This is a genomic window from Paenibacillus sp. FSL H7-0331, assembly GCF_001956045.1.
The window spans coordinates 134,573-160,451 of record NZ_MRTH01000005.1 but is presented as its reverse complement, the minus strand read 5'-3'; the positions used below and the strand labels follow the sequence as shown (position 1 = coordinate 160,451).

Genomic DNA, 25,879 nt, shown 5'->3' with positions numbered 1-25,879 from the left:
CCCCATAAGTTGGAGGAATGAGCTGGTTTAATTTTCTCTTGTCCCAAGGTGACTTGTCACAATAATGATACAGATCATCTATAACCGCCATATCTCCCTACCCAAGCTTTACTATTAACAAAAATTACCTGTTTGCAATTTGGTCTATTATAGGCTCCCTCTCTTGGAATTGGCAATGAAAAATTAATCTTCATTTGTAATGAGAAGTTAATGGCAGGTATCAATAGTCAAAAGAGCGCTTATTGCCTTTGATGGCAATAAGCGCTCTTTTGACTACTTGTAAGCCTAGCACAAGCGGGTCTTCACTTACTGACCGTTACACGTATCGTATCGCTTGAGGTTACTCCTGAAGCATTTACAAGCTCGGCGCGGTACTCATATGTGCCTATGCTTCTGTTAGCTATAGCTTTCATCGTAGACTGGGCGTTTGGCGATCGATCCGTCAGTGCTTGCGTATCAATAAGCACGCCGTTCTCAAACAAACGATATTGGGTACCGTTAGTACCCCACCACAAGTCCATTTTTACGTTGAAGCTACCCGATCCTCCCCAATTATCATGGGACAAATTCGGTTTCCCTGGATTCGCGTTCGTTACAGTCACAACCATCACATCGCTTCTCGTTGTGCCGAATGCATTGGACAGTTCCGCAACATATCGATACGTACCGTTCTTCTTGCCGTTAATTGCAGTAGTATAAGCCTGGGCTAGCGGTGTATCATCTTTGAGCATTCGCGTATCAATCACTACATCGTTCTCATAAAGCTTATAGGAGTTCCCGTTATCTCCGTACCACATATTCATCGTAACATTATAATTGCCCACATGAAGTCCTGTATGGTAACCATTGTTGTTCGAAAGAGTGGGTTTTCCTGGTCCAGCTTTACTTTTCGGAGGCGATTCTCCAGACGAATTGGGAGTGATATCCCCAGCTTGAAGATGATGATAACTGAAATGACTGATACGGCCACTTAATCCATTTTTTTCGTAGACTCCAATATAATGACCCGGTACCAAATTACGAATTTCGCTTGGCACTCCACTCTCCAATGCAATTGCATCCGCTGGCACACTTCCACTTAGCGTACCGGGTATGGGGATGGCGGTTGGGGATACCTGCAGAAATAACTGGTATACCGATCCAGTCACACTGGACGACGTATATACAGCTGCTGTAACACTCGTCGATCCCGGAACGCTTCCCGGCACTACGACCAAGGGGGCTAATAAGGGAGGCGCTGGCGTATCCTGCGGGGTAACCCCATTCGTATTTCCTTTAAAATAAGCCCAATTGGCCTGAATCCCCTCCAGCAGTGCAATTCCATTCGAGCTTACTTTCAGGCTTCCAGCCTGAGTCCCAATTGAAATCTTGGTTCCCTGAATTACGTTTCCTGAGAATCCATATAATTGACTGCTTTTCATGATCCCTTCTGTCAATACTCTCCCCGACGCCCCCGGTTTAATTCGCTCCAGCGCGATGCCTACAAAGCTTTCAGGAGCATCAGCGGCATTCATGAGCCGCAGGGTAGTATTGTCGGTATCAAATCGCACAGCCGCAAATCGGGGAATCCCAACTTGGGTATAATTGTTTAAAATTAATTGCTTATCCGATACCTGCGGATAATATTCACTACCAGTAACATTATATTCCACGGCTCTGCCTGAAACGCCCAAAGCTTCATTAATTTTGCCCAATACATAGGAGTTGGGCTGATTCGTATAATTTTCATTAAAAATGATCGTTTTAGTGGTTCCATTTTCAAAGGTCACTTGCAGTGTTTTATGAATGGCGCTAACATCACCGAGTCTTCTTCCCAACGTGTTATTGACGTCAATGTTGGAACTCAAGCCCACCTTGATACCCGATATATCCCAGTATCCGTATAGATAGCCATCCAGGCCACCGCCTCCGTCCCGGGTTTCATACGTCCCCAGAATATCCGGCACGGCATCTCCGCTAACCCTTACAGAGGATTGGCTGCCTGTGGAGCTGCTGAACAAGGCCAGCGCCCTTCCCCTATGGCCATCCTCGTAACCGATCGGTGTGCTGTTCGTAAAAGTAACGTTATAATCCGCATGGTTCGCATATTGGTTCTCCGGTTTTTGCGTAATCCAAGGCGAATCATTCTGAACCATATAAGTCCCTATAATTTCAGTGTTATTGAAGATGACCTCATCGTTCGTTCCACTGCCCAAGGATTGGATAACAATAGGCTGCAGGGTCTCCGTGGAAACGATTCGACTGTTGTTGATCACATTGATTTGGGGTTTGGTGAAATCCTCGCGATTATGCACATACCAACCGTCAGCTTTCGAAACAAAAGAACTGCCATAAACAGTCTCCCTTACACCGCTCGCGGAACCATAACCCCAAGCATGTGAACCCACCCCGCTGATCCCGCCCCATACCTTGGTCGGGTCCAAATCTGTCGGTGGAGTAACACCCGGATGAGCCGCCACCCAGCTATTGCGATAATTAACAGCTTCGAGATTGCCATAATGCTCGATATGGGAATTTTTCACGATATGAACCGCATCCTTATTATTGCCGCTGTCCTCACTATGAACCGGATACCTCATATTTCTGGCGGTAATCGTGAGGTTCTCCAGATTGGCCGTGCCCTTCAGCCATATGGTTGATTGGTTGGTGATCTCAAGGTTAGTGGCTGATGGACTATTCTCTCCTTTTAGGATGACCGTTTCCCGGTCAGTTCCCCGAAGGGTCGTATAAGGCTTAACCACCCAGTTTTTCTCCGTATATACACCTGGATAGATCAGAATGATATATTGCTTTTCGGGACTGCTATCCTGAATGCTATCGTTAGCCAGCTTAGGAGAGATGAAATCGCCGGTTCCATCAGGCTTTACTGTCAATGCAACGGTTTCCACATACCCTTCTGTGACTGTAACCGCAGATGAAGCCGTTTTGCCGCCATCCACTGTTGTAACCGTGATAGTAGCCGTTCCCTCTTTTTTTCCATAAACGGCTCCATTCACATCCACAATAGCTACCAGCGGGTTGTCTGAGCTCCATGTGACTGCCCTTTCTACCGCATTTTGAGGCTCTATGGTGGCCATCAATCGCCTTGTCTTGCCTACGTCGATCTCCATAGTTGTATTGTTCAGGCTGACACCAGATACACGAGCTGGGATGGGGTCATTGGAATAGGTCACAGGCCGGATTTCTACGTCATCCAGATAATAGGCATCGGCTAGCGCAGGAGAATCCGTATATAGATACATCGTCAAATTGGAAACAACACCGACTTCATTCATCTTAAAATAGCCCTGTACCTGCTTCCAATTGGTAGCATCCATCGCAGGTCCTATTACCATAACCACCTGCTTGGTAACACCATCTAATTGGTACTGCAAACATATACGAAGCTTCTCTCCAAGAGTTGAGCCTGGCGCCAGCTTCCCCCATGCGGAATAGTAATATTCCTTCCCGTTTTCCACGCCGGGAAAATAGATTTTTGCATACGGATATTCTTTGGTGATTTTGACCGACTGATGACCGGAATGATATTCTGATGTGCTTAATTCCGTACTGATCCTTGATCCGGTATAGGGCAGTATGCTCATTTCCATCCCTGGATCAACTAACACATTATCTCCCAGAATTTTGGGCAGAGAGCTGAAAATATACAAAGTTTCTTCCTGTGCTTTCAACACCGAATGAAAGCCGAACAATGCGTCTAACGCATCGATTGAAACCAGCAAATCACTTTCCGTCCATATAGGCACATGCTCCAGGTTAACGGGTGTATTTCCTTTATAGGCTGTGCTTTGTCCGTATACGACCCGAATGACACTGTTATCCTTTACAGCGAGGATAGAGCCTTCATGATCCCATTCATAAGGTATGTTCGTTTTCTTAAGAATCTCGACCAGAGGCACCCTAACGCTGCCATCGACGATTTCCAAAGGTGTTAAGGTTGTTGCCGGCTTTCCGTCAAGCATCATCTTTATGCCCTCTATGGGAACCGCCACCAGGCCAATCCGGTCAATACTGAAATCACCTGTGGTTGTAATCGGGTCAACACGGATCGCCTTTATAGTTCCCGTCCAGTTACCAATGCTCCACATCGGTACATAGTAGTCCGAATAGTTGCTGTCATAATTATTGACGTAAAAATCGACGGCCATGGCTTCTTTCCAGACTTGATCCTTTTCGGTGATAAAATAAACCTTGCCTGCCATATCAGCAGTACTGTTTTTCATACGGATATGCAGATATGGATTCTCTTCCGCAGAAATCCCCAGTGAATCGGGTGAAAGTATGCCGGGATCATTACCCGTTGATGTACCCGAATAATAACCTCCCGCAATGCTTACAGGGTTGACCTGTTTAGCTATCGTCCAGCCCTCGCTGTCTCCAGCCGTATTGAAATCCCATAATTTGCTGTACTGGATACTGCCATTATTAGTTAGGGGCGGAGGTTCAACCGCTTTGGAAGGGAGGACGGTTCTGCCTTCCGGGTATAAGCCCCGGGCTCTATCCTTTTGCTCGGGTGTAGGCACAACATTCGTGTGCATACCTCCCGCTGTAAATACTTCCCGGATTGCATCCAGATATCCAAATCCGTTTAACCCGGCTGGCAGAATAAAGTGACCCTCCCCGTATTCATTCCAATTATCGAGCAATATGATTTTGCGGCCCGGGCTTTCTTCCGGTAAAGAGGGTATAAAGCTGTCTTTTACCCATTGTGCCGTTGATTGAAATTCCTGGGGTGTTGCATAATACCCCCGCGCTCCGCCCCAAGCGCTATCATCCCTGCCCATGCTGATAACGGGGATCACATCCATTATCCCTACATCCCTTTGCTGCTCCAACTTAGACTTCTGGAGGGCTTCTCTCCCGGCAAGCGCGCCCCAGGAGTAGGCAAACACAGCATCCATACCCGCATTCTGCATATCGCTCATCATGGCAGAATCCGCACCTGAACTGGATATCAGAATAATCACATCATCAAAGCCAGCGTCTTTGCAGGCTTGCCTTAAATAGTCCATTTCCACCCTAAATGACTCTGCCGTGCCGCCCAGACTATTTTTCAAAGGGGTATAGCCATATATACCAATAACCGGCTTGTTGTCGACGACCAGATATCTCGGGTCTTTGAAATAATATTCCATCCAGTAGGGCACCAGGTTATTCCTGAAATCGTCGCTTCCGCTTACCTTGGAGGCAGCAGCCTCCCACATGATCATAAAATCCGTCTGGTTACTATATTTACCATTAAAGTAGCCATCATGAAGCGCCGCTCCCAGACGTGGGTCCTTAATCGGCTTGCCTTCCGATCCCGTTGGCCTGTACCAGCAATACATCTGGAAGTCGACTCCATGCTCTACCATCCACTTCGTTTCCCAGTCCGCTACCTCCGGGTTTCCTTCGTCATAAAAGCCAAGCACCGGAACTCTTTCTGGGTAAGGCTGGATCCGTTCCCATCCCAAATGCTGCCCTTCTCTCCACAAGGAGCAGGCCTGGGCACCAACTAAGGCATCCCCTTCCTTGGCCACCGGCACAGGGGCAGTTACATAATCCGCAGGCTCCTCAGCCTCTTGGTACAAAAGAATATCATCCAAGGACATACTTCCGTGATTGGAGGCGGCAATGGCAAAGCTGACAAGATCAACACTGCTCGCCAGTACATCCAATTGTTCTACCTTCAGCTTGCCGTTCAAATAAAGATCCGCTTTATTTGTAAGCGTATTCATTTTAAGCTTTACATGGTACCAGAGGTTGGGTATATAATCATAAAAATTTATATATTGGCCAGCAGCGTTTTTATAGGAGAATTTTCCGTCTTGTGTCAGCCATTGGAAGGCTGTTGATTCTCCACCTTTTAGTTCCATGGAGAAGCCATCCAATTGCGTTGGCATCAAAACCTTATACTCAATAACCAGGCGTCCTTCTTGGGAAGGAACAGATCGCCCTATTTGCATAGCTCCATTCGCGTTGGCTGCATCCATTTTTAAGCTAAACACATCCGGAGCTTTTGAATTATTCATTTTTTCAACGGCAATCGCACCCCCATTAGGCTGTGTGCTCCAGTCCTGTGGCAGCGGTCCTTCCACGGTAGAAAGGAACCTTTCATTAATGACATAGCCTTTATGAATCTTGACCGGTGAAAAATACATTTCGCCCGTAGTCACATCGCCTGTAATCACAAGAAAGTTGTCAATCGACTCTACACTATGGGTAAAGCCTTTTTCCGTTGCCTTTAACAGGCCGTTGACATAAACCTGCACGTTGTTGGCTTCGAGGTCAGCAATTACTTTAACCCCATATTCCACATCGGCGGTAAGCGTCTGGAGGTCATACCAGGTCACTCCAGTTGCCAGACTCAGCTTGCCATTCTTTACCTCAAGGCTAACCCCTTCCACTTCTCCACTACGAAGCTGCCACTTTACTTCATTTACAATAGCAGGCATTCTAAATCTGTATTCCAAGGTGAGCTTGCCAGAATGCTGCGGACGAATTTTTTTAGTCATGGATACGGGAAGTACATTACTGATATCGCTAATTTTAAACCAGCTGTTATAGCCGTAGGAAATCGCCCCTCCCGCCTTTCTTGTATCCCATCCACTAGCCACGACATCATTGGGATCATATCCAGTAGTCATGACAGAAAAATCCTCATCCAATAGGTACTCCGCTTTGGGCGAAGCTACCATTTCTGCATGAGCGGTAGAAGCTCCCCATTGATTTACCATCCAAATAGACAAGATACATAGAGCCACAAGAATCCCTGACAAGCTGATCTTATTTCCCATACAAATCTCCCCTTTCATTATTGAAATCCGCTAAAGCAGCGTTCATAAAGAATAAGAGCAACTGATGGGCTATGAATTTACGTGCCGTATCTTCATAACCCAACTCGCCTAAGAATTTTTTGCGCATCCTCTTCTTTCAGAAGAGTTTGAACTAGGTTTGTAAACGTGGTAGACTTGTATACTGCTATATTTTGGTTAATCAACTGTCGTGTAAGCCTACTTTACATACTGCTTGTATATTTCTGCTGTTGTGTAAATTTTATCTTTATTCTTGGCGTACCAGTCTTTGTACCATGCCTCGATTTTGTCTCCGCTGCCTTTGCTCCAGGCTATTTTAGCATCGTTTATCGCCTGATCCACGGAATAAGAAGCACCGCTTACAATTGCTTTGTTGAAAATATCGTTGATCGATTGCGTTAATGAAGCCGATAAAGCCGATAAATCTTGTGGAAGGGCCGGATTATAACCCGAAGCTGTGAATCCGTTGAAAGGACGCTCTGGATTTAAATAAGCAGGCTTCGCTTGCTGAAGGAGTAGATCCAGATATTCCTTCTGCAGCGGAATTTTCACATCGTATACTTTTTCCAGTTGCGCGCATTTGGCAATCAAACCTATCCCTATGTTGGCCTGAATTCGGAAATCTCCGTTATAGTCCACCTCAGCTTTTGATTTGGCCGGATCAATCTGCTTCGGACAACCATCCTCTCCCATCTTCCAATGTTCATTTTCGACACCATATGTCAAAGACAATTGCGTCGAATCCTTGGTAAGAAAGTCCATATAGTCCATAACAGCCTGAGGATTCTTGGCTTTCGCATTTACCGCCGCTACCATCTGAATCGGTTCCCAGCCCCAGCTGTATGAACCGTATGCTGTCGTTGGAAATGGAATAAATTTAATTTTGGCATTTGGATTATTTTTACGTAACGTTTCGAAATTTTTGTATCCCACACTGATTGCGTTGATATTATTAATACCGTAAATACCAAGCTTGCCGTTGACAAAATCCTGAAGCGCCTTTTCCCCTTTATCTGTCAGGAAGTCTTTATCTACCGTTCCTGCATCGAACAGCTGCTTCTTCAATTGCAGAGCAGCTTTGGAATTATCCCACTGCCGAACGAGCTCTCCATTATTTAGGAGCATGCCGTCTGGGATTTCACCACTATTGTACATACGATCGATTACTCCCCCGCCGATGAAGCTTAGATGGTAACCGAATGTATCCTTCTTCCCGTTGCCGTCCGGATCCCGTTCAGTAAACGCCTTAGAAACAGCCAATAGCTCTTCAGGGGTTGTCGGAGACCTCAAACCCAGATTTTCCAACCAATCCTCCCGAATCACCAGTCCCACATTCAGCGTAGGACCAACCACACGGCCAAAATAATACATCTTGCCATCTTCATTCATAGCCAATTTCTTGACGCCTGGATTTTGCTCAAGAAATTTTTTATATTCCACACTTTTGCTGACCATATCATCTATTGGCATAAACTGCTTTTGCGCAAGAAACTGATTTTTAATTTTTGCATCAAATTCAAAGATTAAATCAGGAGCCGATCCCGAGGCAAACAAAGTATTCAGCTTCGGCAGCGATTCCCAGCGTGGAATCGGGACAAACCCTACATTTGCCGGTCCGTTAGTATTGATCCATTTGCTCCAGCGGTTGTCGTCTATGGTGCCTTCGGCGGCTGGTACAGTCCCCCGGTCATAGACGGAAACCGATATTTTCGATTTCGGCTTCTTTGTCGCCGGTTCAGTCGACTGTCCGGATGCGCTCGCGTCTGGAGAAGCTGTATCACTTGCTGTGTTATCCTTACTGTTGGAGCAACCGTTCATAATTACAAAAACCAATGCCAATGCCAAAACGATCCTTATTTTTGTACTATATTCGGCTTTTATCCCATTCATATTTAACCCTCCTGATTATGTTTCGTTCATTTCTCCGAGCATTGATACCCTTGCCTATTCCTACTCCATTCCATACACTCTAATCGATTGACATCACCCTAGCAATCCATAACAGCCTCTATCCCTTAACTGCTCCAACTAAGGCACCTTTTACAAAATATTTCTGCAAGAATGGATACACGATCATTAGGGGTAGCAGCAAAATCACAACTGCTCCTGCTTTGATCGCTTCTGGTGTCATAGAAACCGAGTCTTCCGCTTGAAATGTATTGATTTGCTGAAGCAGCTGCTGACTTGCCACCATATTCTGCACAAGTACAGTAAGGTTGTATTTCTTAGCATCATTGATGTACAGGAGCACTGTTAGAAACTGGTTCCAATACCCTACAGAATAGAACAAAGTCAACGTGGCAAGGACTGGTAAGGAGAGCGGGAGAAAAATCTGCAGCAGCATTCTGTATTCTCCGCATCCGTCCATTCGTGCGGCATCTTCTAGTTCAGAGGGAATATTGAGGAAGAATGTTCGCATAATCATCATATTGAATGCGCTAACCAAGGACGGCAGCCAGATCGCAGCGTAAGAGTTAATCAACCCCAATTCTTTGATGACCATAAAGCTTGGGATCAATCCACCGCCGAACAACATCGTGAACACAATCACCAATGTAAAGAAACGTCTGCCATAGAATGTATTTCTAGACAATGGATAAGCAGCCAATATTGTAAATAACATACTCAGGGCAACACCAACCACTGTTATGATGATACTATTTTTCAAAGCGTGAATAATTCTTGTTCCTTCGATAAGCTGCCTATAGGCTTCGATGTTCCAACCGATCGGCCAAATCGACACCTTTCCCGAGATAATGGCAGAACTATCACTCAATGAGACTGCCAAAATATTGATTAAGGGCACCAATGCACTAATCCCGAATAAAGCCAAAAAAACGTAATTAACGGTGAAAAAAACGTGTTCTCCCTTGCTGGTTTTCACTCTGAAGTCCCTCCTACCATAAGCTCTGGTTATAACGTTTCGCGATTTGATTGGCAGTCAGCACCAGAATTAATCCGATACATGATTCAAATAAGCCCAGTGCAGTTGTCAGACTGAATTGTGAATTCTGTACACCAATCCGATATATGTAAGTGCTAATGACGTCCGATAGAGTCGCGACAGGCGTTCGCAATACATACACTTGATCAAATCCAACCTCCATTACACGCCCCAAGGAAATAATCAGAATAAGAATCATGGTCGAAGCCAGTCCAGGAATCGTAATATGCCAAATTTGCTTCCATTTATTAGCACCGTCCAGGTTGGCCGCTTCATATAAGCTGGTATCGATGCTTGTTATTGCTGCCAGATAGATGATCGCTGAAAACCCGGTTTCTTTCCATAACGCCGATCCGATAAATATCGACCACCAGGAGAAATTGTGATAAAGAAACGCATAGGTCTCTCCGGTTAACCGTTCAATTACATGATTAACAATGCCTGTTTCCTGATTAAATATCGTGAAAACAAACCCGCTGATAATGACCCATGAAAAAAAATGAGGTAAATAAATCAATGTTTGGATCGATCGTTTGAACCACATCCTGCGTACTTCGTTTAAGAGAATAGCCAAAATAACTGGCAATGGAAAGCCAAATAAAATGCCCGTTAAACTTAACACAAAGGTATTCTTCACAATTCGAACCGTTTCGGGATTCGAGAAAATATAATGAAAGTGCTTAAGTCCTACCCATGGGCTGTCGAGAAAACCTTGATACAGGTTGTAATCCTTGAAAGCAATAATCAGTCCTAGCATAGGTATATATTTGAAAATAACAAAAAACAATAACACAGGGGTAAACATGATAAACAGTGGGAAATTTTCCTTCAATCGCTTTTTATTGATGGTTACCATTTGATGCTACCCTCCTTTCTTCAATCGCTTTTTATTGATGGTTACCATTTGATGCTTACCCTCCATTCATCTATGGTGTCTGTTATAAACCTAAGTGTAGGGATATTCATATTACGCCTGCAATAGACAAGAATCTGTTGTTAAACAATTTTCTGTATAAGCTGGGATATGCGATTTGCCTTCATTATAATTGCCGCGTGAGGATGCTTGCTCAATAATAGACACGATTCAGTAACAGTCATAATTCCGTCCAGTTGTCGAAACAATTCGTTTATCTGGTTGGGTATACAATTTTGACCACAAAAAAAGCCTCAAACATATGAAAGATTCATACGCAAAGGCTTTATGAACATAACAGTGAAAGAATCTCACTTTACTGATTCACTGCGGAATACAACTGGCGTTTTCCCGGTAAGTCTCTTGAATACCCTGTTAAAAGAGACACTATGCTGATAACCGACCTTTCCGGCAATATCCTGTACAGACATGGTAGTATCACTCAGCAGTTGTTTGGCATGCTCCATCCTTACGAAGGCCAAATAATCAACAAAGTTTTCCCCGAATTCTTCTTTAAATAGTTGACTTACATATTTCGAATTGATTTGGAATTTATCGCTTAAGTGATTTAAGGAAAGATCCGGATCAAAGTAGTTGGCTTCAATATAGCTCCTTACCTCGGCAAGCAGGCTCCTATTGTTCCTGCCTTCACGTATACGCTCCAGATGTTCTGATGTTTCAGTCAGAATCAGACTCGCCTTACCACGGAATTCCCGTAAAGTATCAAACCGCTGCAATAACTCATTGATAGGCAGCAGTCCTTTATTTCGCCATATTTCACCATAGTCCTCCGAAAGCTCCATGAGCTCCCGATTCATTTGATAAATCAGATAATTTAGTATACTCTCTACATCTTCTCTGGATAGCAGTGTTCTCTCCAATTCATCAAAGAATGCCTCAAGCTCCTCCCCCCACGATGGATTGCCCAAGCGAAATTGCTGTGACAGCGTCCGTACAGGCTGGAGATGGCGGAACATATCCCCTTTCGGAGACATTTCGATATCGTTGTAAGCAATGATTCGATTGCTGCCCAAACCAGATTTATAGCCAAGCGCTTGCTTTGCGTCGTCGTATGAACGATAAATCAATGCGGCTTCCTTGATTAAACTGCCTACACCAATCGTAACGGTAAACGTCAGGTTGCTCTGCACCCATTCACGTACTTCCTCCAGCATACTTGCAAGCCGCTCGGAATTCTCCCCCTGCTCATCCTGATACTGATAAAGCACCCCTACGATATGATGCTCCATCCATTCATGCCAAACGATCACACCGTTATTTTGTGCCACTTCCGCAATCACACTGCACAGAATAAATTTTAATAAGTATTGATCCTTCTGGTTGTAGCTCATCTTAAAATCAGTAAATTTATCCATTTCATATAATACGACTTCAAAACCGCTATACTTCACAGGACGATCAAACTTGATCATTTCGTCCGTCCATCGCTCAGGTGTGATCTCTCGCGAACCTTCCAAAGCCTCTTGAAAAAATACTTTCTTGCGGAATACGATATTCTCTTCATGTCTTTGTTGAAATTTATTCGATTCCTCTATTAAATTCTCTACCGCATTCTCAATAAAACTGAGCTGATTTCCTCCTGTATGCGTAGCCAATTTCTGGCTAATCTTGAAGGAGAGCGACTGAATTTGATTAATCATAAGCTCGACCGGACGATAATTGCGACGGGTGATATAAACAATCCAGATGACTCCAAATACAACTATACTCAGACCCATAGTAAGCCATATATAAGAAAAATTAGAAATAAAATAATACACTTTACCCGCCTCGACACCGCTGCGGAGATGCCAATTGGTTATCGGCGAGTGAATATCGGATAAATACATTTCTGTTGGCTTCTGCATGGCTCGCTCTAACTCGGAACCATTTCTTGACAGAATTACATTGCCCTCACCATCCACAAGCTCCGCGTAGCTGATCCCCGAATCAAATAAATCCTGGAGTATCTTCTGTACATCCGTTATTTTGACATTGGTGACAATCTTGCCTTCTTCCCCGGAAAATAAAATCACGCTACGAACAAGGGTTATTACAGATATCGGCTCCGTCTGCGAGGAGAACTCCACATATTGTCTACTTCCGCTCCATGATTGAAGCGACACATCTCCGGTCAGTTGGGCTTGTAGAAATTCCTTATCCCCAAATTCGCTGAGCGGAATAAAACGGTTCTTGCTTAAAATGGCTTGATCCGAGTAACGGTAAAGATAAATCGAATCGATAATGGCATGCTTTAAGACTAGATTTTTCAATTCAAGTGAAGCTTCATAGGTTTGGAATAACGGGTTAATTCCTTGCTGTGGTGTAAAAAAATCACGAATACTGCTGTGGTCTGCTATAATTTCATTGATAATACTTTGATCAATAGCCGAAAGTGATTGGTCAATAAGCTTCATTACTTGTGTGGAATAAATTCGATTAGCTTCCTCGGCTTCCTTCTTTAAAACCTCACTCACACCCAGAAAAAGAAATAAAATGAGCAAAGTAACAACAATCAAAAAAACCGGTACATAAGAAATCAATATCCGTGAAAACCAATGATTCCTAATAGGTTCACCTCATTTTTTAAAACAACCTTATTATAGGTTAATTATAGCGACAGGATATTAGTTCAACAATAGACTTGTTTCTGTGATAGACATAATTCCGTTCAGTTAGTAGCACGGTTATAAAGGTCGGTTATGCGGAACAGTAAAAAAACTTCTCATGTCACTTGCGATTTTTTATAGAAATGCTCCATTAGATAGCATTCTATCACATAAATTGAATACGATTGTACATAAAAATGCACTCCTCCTAAAGATGTGACTTCATCCTTGGAAGAGTGCATGAATGGTTCTGGACAATGTCCAGTCTTAAGCTTATTCGGAAAAAACACTCATTTTGGACCCAGTGCTTTTAATAGAAGTTATATGTTGAGACTCTAACGAAAGAACGACGTCCAGCTTCGCGATATGCTCCAGAGCAATAACCAGATTCTCCTGCTTTTGAATTTTCAAGCTGAACAGGATTTGCATGGAGGGCACTGCTAATGGATCGTCCGGCGTACTTTCGTTCGGTATCATTTTCAAATTAACGATGGCAAGATCGTAATCCCCCAAGATCGTCGCAATCTTGCCGAGCGAGCCTGGATTGTCGATGATATGAATACCCACCTCGTGGTATCTTCGATTGCGAAGCAAATGTTTTTCCCATTTATTCAGCAAAAACAAGCTGATCAATACAAGAAACGTACACAGCAAGGCACCCATATAAAAACCGGCGCCCACACTCAAACCGATTGCAGCAACAACCCACACCGATGCGGCTGTTGTCAGTCCTTTGATCATATTTCCATTACGAAGGATCGCCCCGGCACCCAGAAAACCAATACCGCTAATGACTTGTGCCGCCAAACGAGCGGGATCCATTCTCACATTGTATTCATTGGCAAACTGAGAAAAACCGTAGCTGGATAAAAGCATGATGGTAGCGGACCCCAGACAAACCAAGATATGCGTGCGAAAGCCCGCTGCATGATTACTCCATTCTCTTTCAATACCGATTAAACCACCCAGGACTACTGCCAATATCATTCGAACGACTAGTTCCCAATGACTTATTTCCCAAACACTCATCAAATCCAGTCTCCTCTCTTGGTGAAATGGTTAACGCCACATAGCTAAAAAAGCCTGTGTCCAGTTAATATTTGGATCAGGCTTTTTCGTAATTAAGAGTGATTTTAACATTGTCTACATAATAAGGGCAACGTTTTTGGGGGCCTGTCACAGATTATTAGGTTATTGCGATTCCCTGCCTTGGTATAGCGCACCCAATCGGCCAGGATAGTCTGTAATAATCCCGGAAACCCCGATTTGAGTCAATCTTAGCAGATCACTTTCTGCGTTCGCTGTATAAGGATATACATAAAGTCCACTCTCTGTGGCTTTCTGTACATCCTCTGCATCCAACAGTTGATAATAAGGGTGGAGCGAATATACATCCACATCAAAGCTGCGTGCGTAAGCAGTCGGGTCCAATAAATTGGATTGATACAGCAATCCGATTTTGGCTTTGGGCTCCAACAGCTTAATCCGCCTCACACACTTATGGTCGAAGGATGAAATAACAACGTTATTCAGGCGACTTCTTTGCTTCAGTAAGTCTAACAGTTTATGCTCGATTTGACCTTCGTATGCATACTTAATTTCCACATTGATCATGATCCAATCGGGCACAAGGTCCATAACCTCATTCAAGGTCGGAATGGTCTCTCCCTTATATTCGTCTCCAAACCAGGAGCCCGCGTCCAAGGTTTTGATTTCTGACAGCTTCTTCTCCATAATACGGCCTTTGCCGTTGGTCGTCCTATCTAAGGTCAGGTCGTGGCATACTACGATTTCACCATCAGCGGTCAAATGAATATCCAGTTCGATTCCTTCACATCCTTGATCCAAACCAAGCTGGAAGGCACCCAGAGTATTCTCCGGGGCCATCCCTTTTGCTCCTCTATGTGCAATAATCATAGGTTTATTGTTCGACATACTTTACCCTTTCTGGTAGGGGCCGCAGCCCCCTTTCGTTTTATTTTACCGTTTTGTTGTATTGTTGAATTTTCGAACTGATCTCTTTGGAGGCTCCATCCAAAGCTTCCTTAGGTGACTTCTTGTTGTTCAGCACCTCTTCGATCGCACCTTCGACGATTTGTCTGGCTTCAGGGAATACACCGATGACTGCGCCTTGTGTAGCCGTGTTCAGCTTGGTTTGGTGCAGCTGATCAATAGCGGTCTGGAATTGCGGGAACTTTTTCAGGTTTTCTTTAACCGTATCGTCATCATAAGCCTTTTTAGTGATTGGGAAGTACCCGGTGTTGATATGCCAGTAGGCTTGCTCTTTAGGTGATGTCAGGAATTTAATGAAATCCCAGGTCGCCTTTTGCTCATCATCCGGTCTATTATTCATCATCCATAAGCTCGCTCCACCGACAACGACGCCGCCTTCTTTGGCATCCGCAGGTTTAGGCAGGTATCCGGTTCCGACCTCGAATTTACCGGCCGCACTGTCTACAAGCCCTTTAAGTGCTGCTGTGGATTCCAGAATCATACCCACTTGCCCAGCCGAAAATGCTTTTTTGGAATCATCTGTTTTACGTCCCAGGTTGTTGGCGGCTTTCGTATCGACAAGGTCCTTCCACCAGGTCAATGTCTTCACCCCTGCATCCGAGTTCACCAGCGATTCTGTAGCCGGCGAAGTTCTGCCATTCCCGTTGTTTACATATTCGGCTCCCTGGTTAGCGAAGAACTGCTCGATAAACCAGCCATAAATCGCAAAGTTGGCACCGGTAGCTTTACCGGATTTCGTAATAGCATCGGCCGCTGTTTTCAACTCCTCGTATGTCTTTGGAGGTTTGGCGGGATCAAGACCAGCTGCTTTGAACAAATCTTTATTGTAGTACAGGATAGGATTAGACGTATTGAAAGGCATCGAATACAGCTTGCCACCCAACGTGTAGTAACCAGCAATATTCGGCTCCAGCTGCGAAATGTCCCATTTATCGGCATCAATGAAATTTTGCATCGGCGTAATCGCCTTGGAATCGATCATAAAGCGGCTTCCGATTTCATACATCTGGACAACGGAAGGGCCCTCATTCGTGCCCATCGAAGCTTTCAGCTTACTGAGCAGGTCGTCGTAGCTGCCCTGATACACAGCCTCTACCTGGACTTTATTCTGGGATGAGTTGTAATCGGTCACCAACTGCTCAACAACCTTCGTATTCGATCCGCCCATAGCATGCCAGAATACGACTTTTTTCGGAGCACTACTGGCCTTGCTTTCGCCTGCCTTGGGTGCTTCTGTTGCTTTTTTAGCACCGTCGCCTTCACCCATATTTACGTTACATCCAGCTAGAAAAATCATAATGGAAGCCATTAGTAAGCCCGTAAACCCTTTTTTTCTCATCGTTTTTCCCTCTCCTCAATCAAAATGATTACATATATGATAGGCCTGATGGTAACAGCCGGATCATTAAAGTCTGGATCATCCTTTTACGGCTCCTGCGGTAATTCCGCCTACCAGCTGCTTAACGCCCATACCCAGTAAAAGAAAAGAAGGTAAAAGCACCAAGGTAACACCTGCCAAGATAAGGTTCCACGACATAACCTCAGCATGCTGGAGCATACCGACACCGATTTGCACCGTTCTCATGGAAGGTCGATTCGTAATTAGCAGTGGCCATAAGTAGTGGTTCCAATGCGTCAGAAAAACATAAACCCCAAGGGTTGAAAGAGCCGGTCTCGAAAGCGGAAGAACAATCGAGAAAAAGTTTCTAATGTGTCCGCACCCGTCGATTTTTGATGCATCGAACAGCTCGTTTGGCAGCTGCAGAAAAAATTGGCGAAGTAGAAATACACCGAATGCTCCCGCCATAAAAGGCACAATCAAACCTTGATAGCTGTCCATCCAACCCCAGCTTTTAATCGTCAGGTAATTCGGAATAATCGTGACTTCCCAAGGAATCATCATAGTAGCGAGAAAGATCGCAAACAACGCGTTTTTCCCTTTGAACTTCATGAAGGAAAAGGCATAGGCGGCTAAGCTTGATGTAATGACCTGGCTCACCATGATTGCCGATGACACGATAAAGCTGTTCAAAATGAAACGGATAATGGGAAAGCTTTCGATTGCCTGCTTGAAATTCCCTAAATACAATTGGGATGGGAATAAGGGCGGCGGGAAGTTGGAAACTTCCTTCTCCGTCATGAAGGACGATAATACGCTAAATAACAGCGGATACAAAACCGCGAGAGCCATCAAAAGCAGCAGCAGGTACTGAATAACCGGTGTGATTCTCTTTGCAATCATTGATAATGCACCTTCTTCTCCAAAACTTTAAACTGGAACAAGGTCAAGGCCAGTATGATCAGGAACAAAATCAAAGCCTGTGCGCTCCCTATCCCAAAACGGAAATTAACGAACGCGTCCTGATAAATCGAATACACCACAACATTGGTTGAATTCATAGGGCCGCCTTTAGTTAAAATGTGAATTTGCCCAAATGTCTGGAAAGCACCAATTACTGATACAATTAGGGCAAAAAAGATCGTAGGCGTCAGTAATGGCAAAACAATTTGGAGAAATGTCCGTACAGGTCCGGAGCCGTCAATTTTGGCACTCTCATATATTTCCTCAGGAACACCTTGAAGCCCGCTGGATAATACGATAAACAAGAAGCCCATGTTCATCCATATCGTCATGAGGGAAATCGATACCAGTGCCCAGGAAGGGTCGGTTAACCACGGAATGGGACCGATATGAATAAAGCTTAAAAAGTAATTGAGCATACCAGCAGTTGGGTGGAACAACAAAAACCAGATAATTGAACCGGTACCTACAGAAATAACAATAGGCAGTGAAAAAATAAACTGGAATACCTTCATCCCACGCAATTTGTTATGCGTGATCGCTGCCAAAAAAAGGGACCAAATGATTGAAGTAGGTACTGTTAACAAAATGAACAGTAAACTTACTTTCAAATTCGAATAAAATTGACCTGAGGTTAACAAATCCGCGAAATTATCCAGTCCGACGAACTCAACGACCCTTCCACGAGGATCTGTAATGGTCATACTAAGGTATACAGATTTCAGCATAGGGTAAAATAAAAAGGTTATAAACAGAATCAGGGAAGGGGCCAAAAACAAATAGGCTAACAGGTTTTCTCCTAACTTTTTCTTTCTAAGTAATGCACTATCCGCCTTAATTAAAACGCTTTCATTGGATGACAATTTGCATACCCCTTTCTTAGAAAAGTTACGTTTATCAGTTGTGGGATCGTTCCCATCTCACTCACAGATGGTACCCTCTGCCGAGTTGAAGCTCCCTTCCTTGAGCCCCGATACTCAGATGTTCGCTGACACGGTCACTCAGCTTTTCTGGGTAACGCGGGTACACATTTAGAGAATAAAAAAACACATAAAATGCTTTGTTATAAAACAAGCAGTTTATGTGTATCTCCTATTCTCCTACACAACTATTAACTTGTTTTTATCATACACGGTAGTAGTCAATTTTGTCAATAAAACGTTTACAATTTCTTAATATTAAATTTTTAAACACTTTTATAGTACCCAAATTGGCCGTTTTTATTGACCAATGTCTATTTATTTCATAGAAAGAATGAGCGTTGGTTCATGCTTCCTACCGCATCGTCTGGTTTCCCGATACCCGTAGTGTGTCATTCATAATCAACTGTCAAACCAGTGCGATGTTCCTGTTTCTCATGTATAATAAGAGCCGTAGACAGACAAAGGAGTGGATCCACGATGTACAAAATGCTGGCAATCGATATCGACGATACGCTGATCAACGACCGCAAGGAAATAACCGAAGGAACCAAGGGGGCTTTGGAAAAAGCTTTGGCGCAGGGCGTTACCGTGACATTGGCAACCGGCCGGATGTATGCATCCGCCAAACAAATGGCTGCCCAGCTGGGCTTGAATGTTCCGCTCATCACCTACCAAGGCTCGTTGGTGAAAAATTCCGAGGATGGCGCAACGATTTATGAACGTACAGTTCCCACTGACGCGGCACATCATATTTTTGCATATTGCGAGCGCAATGGGCTTCATCTGCAAACATATTTAGAGGATATTTTGTATGTACAAGCAGATAATGATAAAAGCAGAGATTATGCTGCACTATCGAAGATCCCTTATACGGTCTATCCTGAGTTCCACGAGCTGGCGGATAAGCCATCAACCAAGCTGTTAATTATCGATGATCCCGGACGATTGGATGAAGTAGCGGTAGAGCTTCGCAATGAAATCGGTCATCTCGTACATATTACGAAATCAAAGCCTCACTTCCTTGAAATCGTGAATCGTGAAGGTACAAAGGGGCATGCGATCCGCTTTTTGGCTGAACGGTTTGGTTATGAGATGTCAGAAGTTATGGCGATTGGCGACAGCTGGAACGATCATGAAATGCTGGAAGCCGCTGGTTTTGGTGTGGCGATGGGTAATGCCGTGGAATCGCTTAAAGAAATTGCCGATTATGTGACCTTGTCGAACAATGAGGATGGAGTTAAGCATGTCGTGGAGAAGTTTGTTCTGCAAACAACTTAATAGCTCTAACCGGCAGGCAGGTTACAATGCCGTTTTAATGAAGAGAATCATAACGAAAAGACGGACTCCCGAAGGAATCCGTCTTTTTTTGGGGTGATCTATGGGTTAGCATGGGAGCAGTTGGCGGCTTCTCCCACATCATATCATACGTCAATTTATCTATCTTGGAACGACTTGTTCCTCCCGTACAAACGCACATTTTTCATGAGTCCAATCCATTAGCCTTTTGCCTTCATAACATACATTAGGTGAAATGGAAGGGGGTTGGAACTATGGGATATGTAGGTGGAGTTGGCGCTTCTTGTGGCAGTTGTGGAGGTTACGGTTTGGGAACTACCACAGGTGTTATTCTGGTTCTGTACATTCTGCTTGTTATTATTTTGAGAACATTCTAATATGAGTTAGACAATAAAAAGACAGTGACCGAAAAGGGAGCACGCTCCCTTTATCGATTACTGTCTTTCACACTCTTATTTGGCAAAAATATGATTTCCGATGGTTACGGTCTGGGGTCGAGACCAGATCCACTTGCTCGTAGCGGTTATCGGATTGAAATAATAAAGTGACTGATTCGTAGGATCCCAGCCACGCAAAGCATCCTGCGCCGCCAAATATGCGGTTGCATCAGGGGTCAGCGTATATTGTCCGTCATCGACAGCCGTGAATGCCCCCGGTTGAAATACAACATCATGAATATTATTGGGGAACTGACCGGATTGTATCCGGTTCATGATCACGGCTCCGACAGCAACCTGACCCTCGTAAGGTTCACCACGAGCCTCGCTATAAATAACTTTGGCCATAATATCCAACTCGGCCTGATTTAACGAATAGTTTTTTAGCGATTTCCACGTTTGATCGCCGACAACTCCGTCAGAAGTTAATCCATAATCTTTTTGAAACTGGCGAACGGTTGCTAAGGTTTGTGAACCAAATTGTCCATCCAGTACATGTTGATCATAACCTATTGTTCTTAAACGGAATTGCAGATCCCATACATCTCCGTTTGATATTCCCTTTGTTAGTAGAGCCGCCGCTTGAGCCTGGTCCGTATGCACAGTACCCAGACTCATAAGAAGCAGCGCGATCCCCACAACAAATGCTTTCACTCGCTTCATCCGTTGTTATCTCCCTTCGCTTAGGCAAAAGGGGTTACATGCTTAATTCGCAATAAATTCCTGAACCCACTCGCCATTATAATAAGACACACCAATTTTTGTATAATTAGGATTCATAATATTTTGTCGATGTCCTTCACTGTTCATCCAAGAAGTCATGACTTCCTGCGGAGTCTTTTGACCCATAGCAATGTTTTCACCGGCATACGTATACTTGATCCCATACTGGTTCATCATATCAAATGGAGAACCGTAGGTCGGAGAATTATGATCAAAATAATGATTATTGTACATATCCTTCGCTTTATCCAGTGCCATAGCTGATAATGCATTATCGCTAGTCAGCGGATTCAGCCCTGCCTTCGCGCGCTCCTGATTCACCAGGTTAACTACTTGACTGGCAAAGGTTGATTCAGTTGTCCCTTGCTGAACCGCAGAGTCTGTACCTGAACCTGTTTCCACACCTGTTCCAGTTCCTGTATTTGTACCTGCACCAGTATCTGTATCTACATTTGTGTCTGTATCTACATTAGTACCTGTGTCTGCGTTTGCTCCAGTATCTACATTTGTGTCTGTATCTACGTTTGTACCTGCGCCAGTTCCTGAACCGAAGCCCATTCCTTGGCCTAATCCTTGACCTGTGCCTATGCCAGGAAGATTCAATACCATACCAGGCCAAATGTTATTGCCATTGGTAATCTGTGGATTGGCTTTAAGCAGATCACTTAAATTAATTCCTTGCTGCTTGGCGACCACCGACATCGTATCGTTACCTGTAGTTACCGTGCATGGAGCAGCTGAAACAGCCGTGGCTCCAACCATCGTACCCAGAGCGAGTAAACCAGTTAATACAGATTTCTTCAAAACCATTTCGAACATCCTCTCTTTTTGCGGCCTATGAGGTTAGCTGACGGGTTCGGATCAAAGAGTAAGGACCCTGCCATGAATATGGCTTCACCCCAAATAATAGGTTCCCCCATGCCTCTATTAGAAGCTTCGGCCTGAATTTTGTCTCTTAAAAAAACAAGATGAGCAGCTTGGAAACTCGCTGTCTTTTTAAGAGAGTTTCATCTTAACATGGGAAAACCCGAAGTACACTGATCAAAGTTTTCCAATCTATTGGATATCCGCTGTACAGTTGGATGAGTTCCGAAGAAATTGGCGATGTTTCATTCATCATTATGGATCAAGGAATCCTCAATAAAAGGGCAGGTCGAATGCTATCATTCGTCTGTCCTTTTCATACGTGCGAAATTTAGCATGAAGGACAAACGATCATACATACGATAAAAGATGTAAGTATGGATGTAGATTTTAACCTGACCCTTCAGGAGGATGATATGAAAAATTCTGAATCGTCCGTCCCCTTAAAACCATATCTTCATACCAAGGTGTTGGCGATAGGCTGCGGTCCTTTTTTGGTATCTTTGGCTGACGCATTGCTTGAATCAGGATGGCTCCGTTTCCACATACTAATTACTGAATCCGTACCTACTGATCGTGAACAGCTGAAGGAATTGGTCGAGCATGCTCGTTTAACAGATCCTATGGCAGTCATAGAAGAACTTTGTCTGGATAGCAGCGGGAGAACTGAATGGCACGAGACAGTCGCACCCTTTCATTCGATTTTGTACGTCTCGCAGGAAACTCATATCGAAGAACTTCGGAACTTGAATGCGGTTTGCCAAGTACATCAGAAACTGCTGCTGCCGGCATTCTGTATACAGCAAGTAGGACTGGTTGGGCCGCTCGTCCATCCGGACATGGAGGGCTGCTGGGAGTCTGCGTGGCGTCGGCTCCACCAAGCTGCTCTTGGCAGCACCCACCTCTCGTCTGACTTCTCGTCCACGGCAGGAACCATGCTGGCGAACGTCATGGTGTTTGAGTGGCTAAAAGCGTTGTCGGGAGCGACTGAATTTTCATCGCAGCAGGCTTTCTTTTTACTTAATCTAAATACGCTGGAAGGCGATTGGCATTCATTTGTACCCCATCCGCTCGTTACTGGAGTCCTTACAGCCCCTGATCGTACAGCCTATATACAAGAATTCGAAATTCCCGATGTGCTGACTGAGGAGGAAAGAGAGCCCTATGGATGGTTTTCCTATTTCAGCAGACTAACCTCATCCGCAGCAGGAATTTTCCATACTTGGGAAGAAGGGGATTTGGGGCAGCTGCCGTTGGCACAGTGCCGTGTTCAGGTTGCTGATCCTCTCTCGGAAGGACCTGCCAAGCTGCTACCCGATGTAATTCGCTCAGGTCTGACTCATGAAGAGGCACGACGGGATGCAGGACTAGCCGGGATTGAAGCATATGTAAAGCAATTGTCTACTTTACTCACTCCAGAACTGCCTCCATACCCGTATGCTCATGAAAATGGGGCTGCAATTCAGCCGTTTGTTGGTATCGGAGCGGGTGAAACGGTCGCAGAAGGAGTGTGCCGCGGGCTGCTGATTTGCTTAACTGACACATTGACCAAATCGTTGATCAACCGGAAACCTCTTATCCGTCAAGTGCTGCCAGATAACGTCGAAGACGAACGCTGTAAATACTATTTGCAGGCATTGACCCTTATACAGGGAGCGCCGACGATCGGTCTCGGTATGGAATTGTACGGCTTTCCTGTTGTATGGGTCGGTATAAACGGCCTTTGGTATGGTCATGTAGGCTTGAATACGACATCGGCCTTAAGAAGCGTGCTGCATCAAGCTCTGCTGTTCGCAACAAACACACAACTGATACTCCCGCCGTCAGGAATCGTAGCAGCCTCTGTGATACTGGAAACAAAAGAACCTTCCCACCTGATCATTCCTTCCACACAAGAGAGAACATCATCTGAAATCTTGGCTGCTGCCTTGCAAATTCTGACGCGCAATAGCAAGCGACTCCATGTAATGGATATGGCCAATGAGCCTTTTTTGAAAGAAGGGCTTGTAGGGGTTTGGGGCGTTCTGGTGAGAGAGGAGGATTCCCGATGAAATCTGTCATCGCGATTGTCGGAGAGGGAAGGCTTGCGGACCGCGTGTACCGGAGAATGTCTCATTCCTATTCAATCGTCCTCCTGAATGATTTCAAGGAGAGGGTACCGGAAGCGGCACAATTGGTTGTTGTTCTGCAGAATGAAGCCAGTTCCTTCTTGATTAACGAAATTGAACAATTGTTGCAGCCGACAGGCATCCCCTGGATCAATGTCTGTGTTCTTGGTGATGAAGGCGTGATCGGACCCTTAGTACGACCCGGCTCACCGGGATGCTCGTTATGTGCGGACACGCGTTATCAGATGGCAGGACGCAATTTGGAAATGTCCGAGCAGCAGCTGAAAAAATTAATTTACGGGGACGGCCCCGATAAATCCAGCATCTCGCTTGGTGGCTTGTTGCACATATCCTGCCTAATTGAAGCAGAAGTACTGAGAGTGCTGCAGGGTAAGCTGGCTCTCACGGAAGGGCGAATCTATCTCGTTAACTTGATAACTTTGAAAAGCTCCCTACACTCTTTTTTACCCGACCCCCTATGTCCCGTGTGCGGTCAATTACCCGATGATACTGCTACGATAGCCCAGATTAAGCTCCAGCCAAGTCCTAAGAGCAGTCCCGATAGCTTTCGCTGTCGTTCGGTTAACGAACTGAACGATGTATTGATCAAAGATTATTTCGATTCCCGAACCGGACTTTTTAATGTATATCAGCCAGATCTTGCTTCACCCTTTGCCGCTGTCCATGCCAACCTTCTCTTGTTTGCAGGAGACGAGGTGACAGCAGGCCGCACTCATTCCTATGTGACCAGCACGCTGACCGCGATATTGGAAGGGTTGGAGCGATATTGCAGTCAGGCACCGCGCGGTAAACGAACCGTAATTCGTGACACCTATCACAATCTCGCAGAGCAAGCGCTCAATCCGGTTGATGTAGGTGTGTATACAGATGAGCAGTATACGCAGGAGGATTTTCCATTCCAACCGTTTCATCCGAACCATCCCATCGATTGGGTCTGGGGCTATTCGTTTATGCAGGAACGTTCGATTCTCGTTCCAGAGCTGCTGGCGTATTATAGTGTGACTTATGGTGAAGGCTATGTGAATGAAGCCTCCAACGGATGTGCGCTTGGCAGCAGTATGGAGGAGGCTATTTTGTATGGTATTCTGGAGGTTGTGGAGCGCGATTCGTTCCTGATGACCTGGTATGCACAGCTTCCGGTACCACGTCTTGATCCCTATTCCACTGATAGCAAGGAATTGCGCTTAATGGTCGACCGTTTGCAGGCGGTTGCAGGGTACGAGGTTCAGTTGTTCAACATTACGATGGAGAACGGAATTCCGTCTGTGTGGGCATTAGCGAAGAACACCAGGCCAACAGGAGCGAATCTCGTATGTGCAGCTGGCGCTCATCTGGATCCGATAAGAGCCGCGATAAGCGCTATTCATGAACTCGCTGGCATGATCGGGTCGCTTAGCACGAAGCTTGAAGCCGACCGCGAAACCTACCTGCATATGCTCGAAGATTCCTCCCAGGTTCGCCAAATGGAGGACCACTCCTTATTATACAGCCTGCCGCAGGCGGAATCGCGCCTGAGATTTTTACTCGATAACCCTCAGCCCTTACAAACGTTCGCTGAAGCGTTTAAGCAGGTAACGATCCCACACACAGATTTGACAGAGGATTTAAAGGACATTCTTATGGTGTTCAAAAGATTGAAGCTGGATGTTATTGTCGTCAATCAGACAACACCCGAAACATTACGCAACGATTTGCATGGTGTGAAAGTGATCATTCCGGGCATGCTGCCGATGACATTCGGACATAACCTTACCCGCTTATCAGGACTAGAGAGAGTACTGCGTATACCAGCAGAACTTGGGTATTTGAAGCAGCCTCTTACATTGGAGCAGCTTAATCCATATCCGCATCCATTTCCATAAATTTGTAAATGCTTCTACAAGAAAAAGCCGCTCATCTTTGATGCGGCTTATTAACTATTTATGTGATTAA

General features: G+C 44.9%; 16 protein-coding genes and 1 riboswitch. Of the genes, 4 read left to right on the top strand and 12 right to left on the bottom strand.

The genetic code is table 11. From position 1 onward, the window contains the following. Positions 1-302 precede the first annotated feature (302 nt). The 10 genes from BK127_RS09390 to BK127_RS09345 form a co-directional block, all read right to left on the bottom strand. The gene (locus BK127_RS09390; protein ID WP_076229777.1) at positions 303-6,776 is read right to left on the bottom strand and encodes a glycoside hydrolase family 99-like domain-containing protein; all 6,474 of its coding nucleotides are present in this window, start codon (positions 6,774-6,776) and stop codon (positions 303-305) included. A gap of 216 nt (positions 6,777-6,992) precedes the next feature. Continuing rightward, a complete protein-coding gene (locus tag BK127_RS09385; RefSeq protein WP_076229776.1) occupies positions 6,993-8,684 on the bottom strand; it encodes a type 2 periplasmic-binding domain-containing protein in 1,692 nt (563 codons plus the stop codon). 118 nt (positions 8,685-8,802) lie between these two features. Next, positions 8,803-9,678, bottom strand: a complete 876-nt coding sequence (locus tag BK127_RS09380) for a carbohydrate ABC transporter permease (protein ID WP_076229775.1) — start codon at positions 9,676-9,678, stop codon at positions 8,803-8,805. Positions 9,679-9,691: 13 nt separating this feature from the next. Further along, positions 9,692-10,594, bottom strand: coding sequence for an ABC transporter permease (locus BK127_RS09375; RefSeq protein ID WP_076229774.1), 903 nt, complete (start codon positions 10,592-10,594; stop codon positions 9,692-9,694). A gap of 368 nt (positions 10,595-10,962) precedes the next feature. Next, on the bottom strand, positions 10,963-13,068 hold the full coding sequence (locus BK127_RS09370) for a helix-turn-helix domain-containing protein (protein WP_179097426.1): 2,106 nt from the start codon (positions 13,066-13,068) through the stop codon (positions 10,963-10,965). Positions 13,069-13,533: 465 nt separating this feature from the next. Continuing rightward, entirely contained in the window at positions 13,534-14,289 is a 756-nt protein-coding gene (locus BK127_RS09365; protein WP_076229772.1) for an MgtC/SapB family protein, read from the bottom strand. A 162-nt stretch (positions 14,290-14,451) separates the two neighbouring features. Further along, positions 14,452-15,195 (bottom strand): glycerophosphodiester phosphodiesterase, encoded by a 744-nt coding sequence (locus tag BK127_RS09360; RefSeq protein ID WP_076229771.1) that lies wholly within the window; start codon positions 15,193-15,195, stop codon positions 14,452-14,454. Between the two features lie 40 nt (positions 15,196-15,235). Beyond that, the gene (locus BK127_RS09355) at positions 15,236-16,612 is read right to left on the bottom strand and encodes an ABC transporter substrate-binding protein (RefSeq protein ID WP_076229770.1); all 1,377 of its coding nucleotides are present in this window, start codon (positions 16,610-16,612) and stop codon (positions 15,236-15,238) included. Positions 16,613-16,690: 78 nt separating this feature from the next. Beyond that, the gene (locus tag BK127_RS09350; protein ID WP_076229769.1) at positions 16,691-17,515 is read right to left on the bottom strand and encodes a carbohydrate ABC transporter permease; all 825 of its coding nucleotides are present in this window, start codon (positions 17,513-17,515) and stop codon (positions 16,691-16,693) included. Next, entirely contained in the window at positions 17,512-18,438 is a 927-nt protein-coding gene (locus tag BK127_RS09345; protein WP_076229768.1) for a carbohydrate ABC transporter permease, read from the bottom strand. Before BK127_RS09345 ends, BK127_RS09350 begins: the two co-directional genes overlap by 4 nt. A 537-nt stretch (positions 18,439-18,975) precedes the next feature. Between BK127_RS09345 and BK127_RS09340 the strand changes: the two genes are divergently transcribed. Both BK127_RS09340 and BK127_RS44700 read left to right on the top strand, forming a co-directional pair. Next, positions 18,976-19,776 carry a Cof-type HAD-IIB family hydrolase gene (locus BK127_RS09340; RefSeq protein ID WP_076229767.1) on the top strand — a complete coding sequence of 267 codons (801 nt, stop codon included), beginning with the start codon at positions 18,976-18,978 and terminating at the stop codon, positions 19,774-19,776. Between the two features lie 272 nt (positions 19,777-20,048). Then, positions 20,049-20,171, top strand: a complete 123-nt coding sequence (locus tag BK127_RS44700; RefSeq protein WP_256711237.1) for a hypothetical protein — start codon at positions 20,049-20,051, stop codon at positions 20,169-20,171. Between the two features lie 75 nt (positions 20,172-20,246). On the opposite strand, the gene BK127_RS09335 is transcribed toward BK127_RS44700, so the two are convergent. Both BK127_RS09335 and BK127_RS09330 read right to left on the bottom strand, forming a co-directional pair. Continuing rightward, positions 20,247-20,894 (bottom strand): cell wall hydrolase, encoded by a 648-nt coding sequence (locus tag BK127_RS09335; RefSeq protein WP_076229766.1) that lies wholly within the window; start codon positions 20,892-20,894, stop codon positions 20,247-20,249. 42 nt (positions 20,895-20,936) lie between these two features. After that, positions 20,937-21,764, bottom strand: coding sequence for a CAP domain-containing protein (locus BK127_RS09330; protein ID WP_076229765.1), 828 nt, complete (start codon positions 21,762-21,764; stop codon positions 20,937-20,939). A 7-nt stretch (positions 21,765-21,771) separates the two neighbouring features. Beyond that, a riboswitch (cyclic di-AMP (ydaO/yuaA leader) is annotated at positions 21,772-21,906 on the bottom strand. 328 nt (positions 21,907-22,234) lie between these two features. Here BK127_RS09330 and BK127_RS09325 point away from each other — a divergent pair. Then, entirely contained in the window at positions 22,235-23,869 is a 1,635-nt protein-coding gene (locus BK127_RS09325; RefSeq protein ID WP_076229764.1) for a hypothetical protein, read from the top strand. Further along, entirely contained in the window at positions 23,866-25,809 is a 1,944-nt protein-coding gene (locus tag BK127_RS09320; protein ID WP_076229763.1) for a TOMM precursor leader peptide-binding protein, read from the top strand. The genes BK127_RS09325 and BK127_RS09320 overlap by 4 nt, the downstream gene beginning before the upstream one ends. Positions 25,810-25,879 lie beyond the last annotated feature (70 nt).

Coding starts and splice junctions, on each gene's coding strand:
- BK127_RS09390 (WP_076229777.1), bottom strand. CDS start 6,776: ATGGGAAATAAGATCAGCTTGTCAGGGATTCTTGTGGCTCTATGTATC.
- BK127_RS09385 (WP_076229776.1), bottom strand. CDS start 8,684: ATGAATGGGATAAAAGCCGAATATAGTACAAAAATAAGGATCGTTTTG.
- BK127_RS09375 (WP_076229774.1), bottom strand. CDS start 10,594: ATGGTAACCATCAATAAAAAGCGATTGAAGGAAAATTTCCCACTGTTT.
- BK127_RS09370 (WP_179097426.1), bottom strand. CDS start 13,068: ATGAAGCTTATTGACCAATCACTTTCGGCTATTGATCAAAGTATTATC.
- BK127_RS09365 (WP_076229772.1), bottom strand. CDS start 14,289: ATGAGTGTTTGGGAAATAAGTCATTGGGAACTAGTCGTTCGAATGATA.
- BK127_RS09360 (WP_076229771.1), bottom strand. CDS start 15,195: ATGTCGAACAATAAACCTATGATTATTGCACATAGAGGAGCAAAAGGG.
- BK127_RS09355 (WP_076229770.1), bottom strand. CDS start 16,612: ATGAGAAAAAAAGGGTTTACGGGCTTACTAATGGCTTCCATTATGATT.
- BK127_RS09350 (WP_076229769.1), bottom strand. CDS start 17,515: ATGATTGCAAAGAGAATCACACCGGTTATTCAGTACCTGCTGCTGCTT.
- BK127_RS09340 (WP_076229767.1), top strand. CDS start 18,976: ATGTACAAAATGCTGGCAATCGATATCGACGATACGCTGATCAACGAC.
- BK127_RS44700 (WP_256711237.1), top strand. CDS start 20,049: ATGGGATATGTAGGTGGAGTTGGCGCTTCTTGTGGCAGTTGTGGAGGT.
- BK127_RS09335 (WP_076229766.1), bottom strand. CDS start 20,894: ATGAAGCGAGTGAAAGCATTTGTTGTGGGGATCGCGCTGCTTCTTATG.
- BK127_RS09330 (WP_076229765.1), bottom strand. CDS start 21,764: ATGGTTTTGAAGAAATCTGTATTAACTGGTTTACTCGCTCTGGGTACG.
- BK127_RS09325 (WP_076229764.1), top strand. CDS start 22,235: ATGAAAAATTCTGAATCGTCCGTCCCCTTAAAACCATATCTTCATACC.
- BK127_RS09320 (WP_076229763.1), top strand. CDS start 23,866: ATGAAATCTGTCATCGCGATTGTCGGAGAGGGAAGGCTTGCGGACCGC.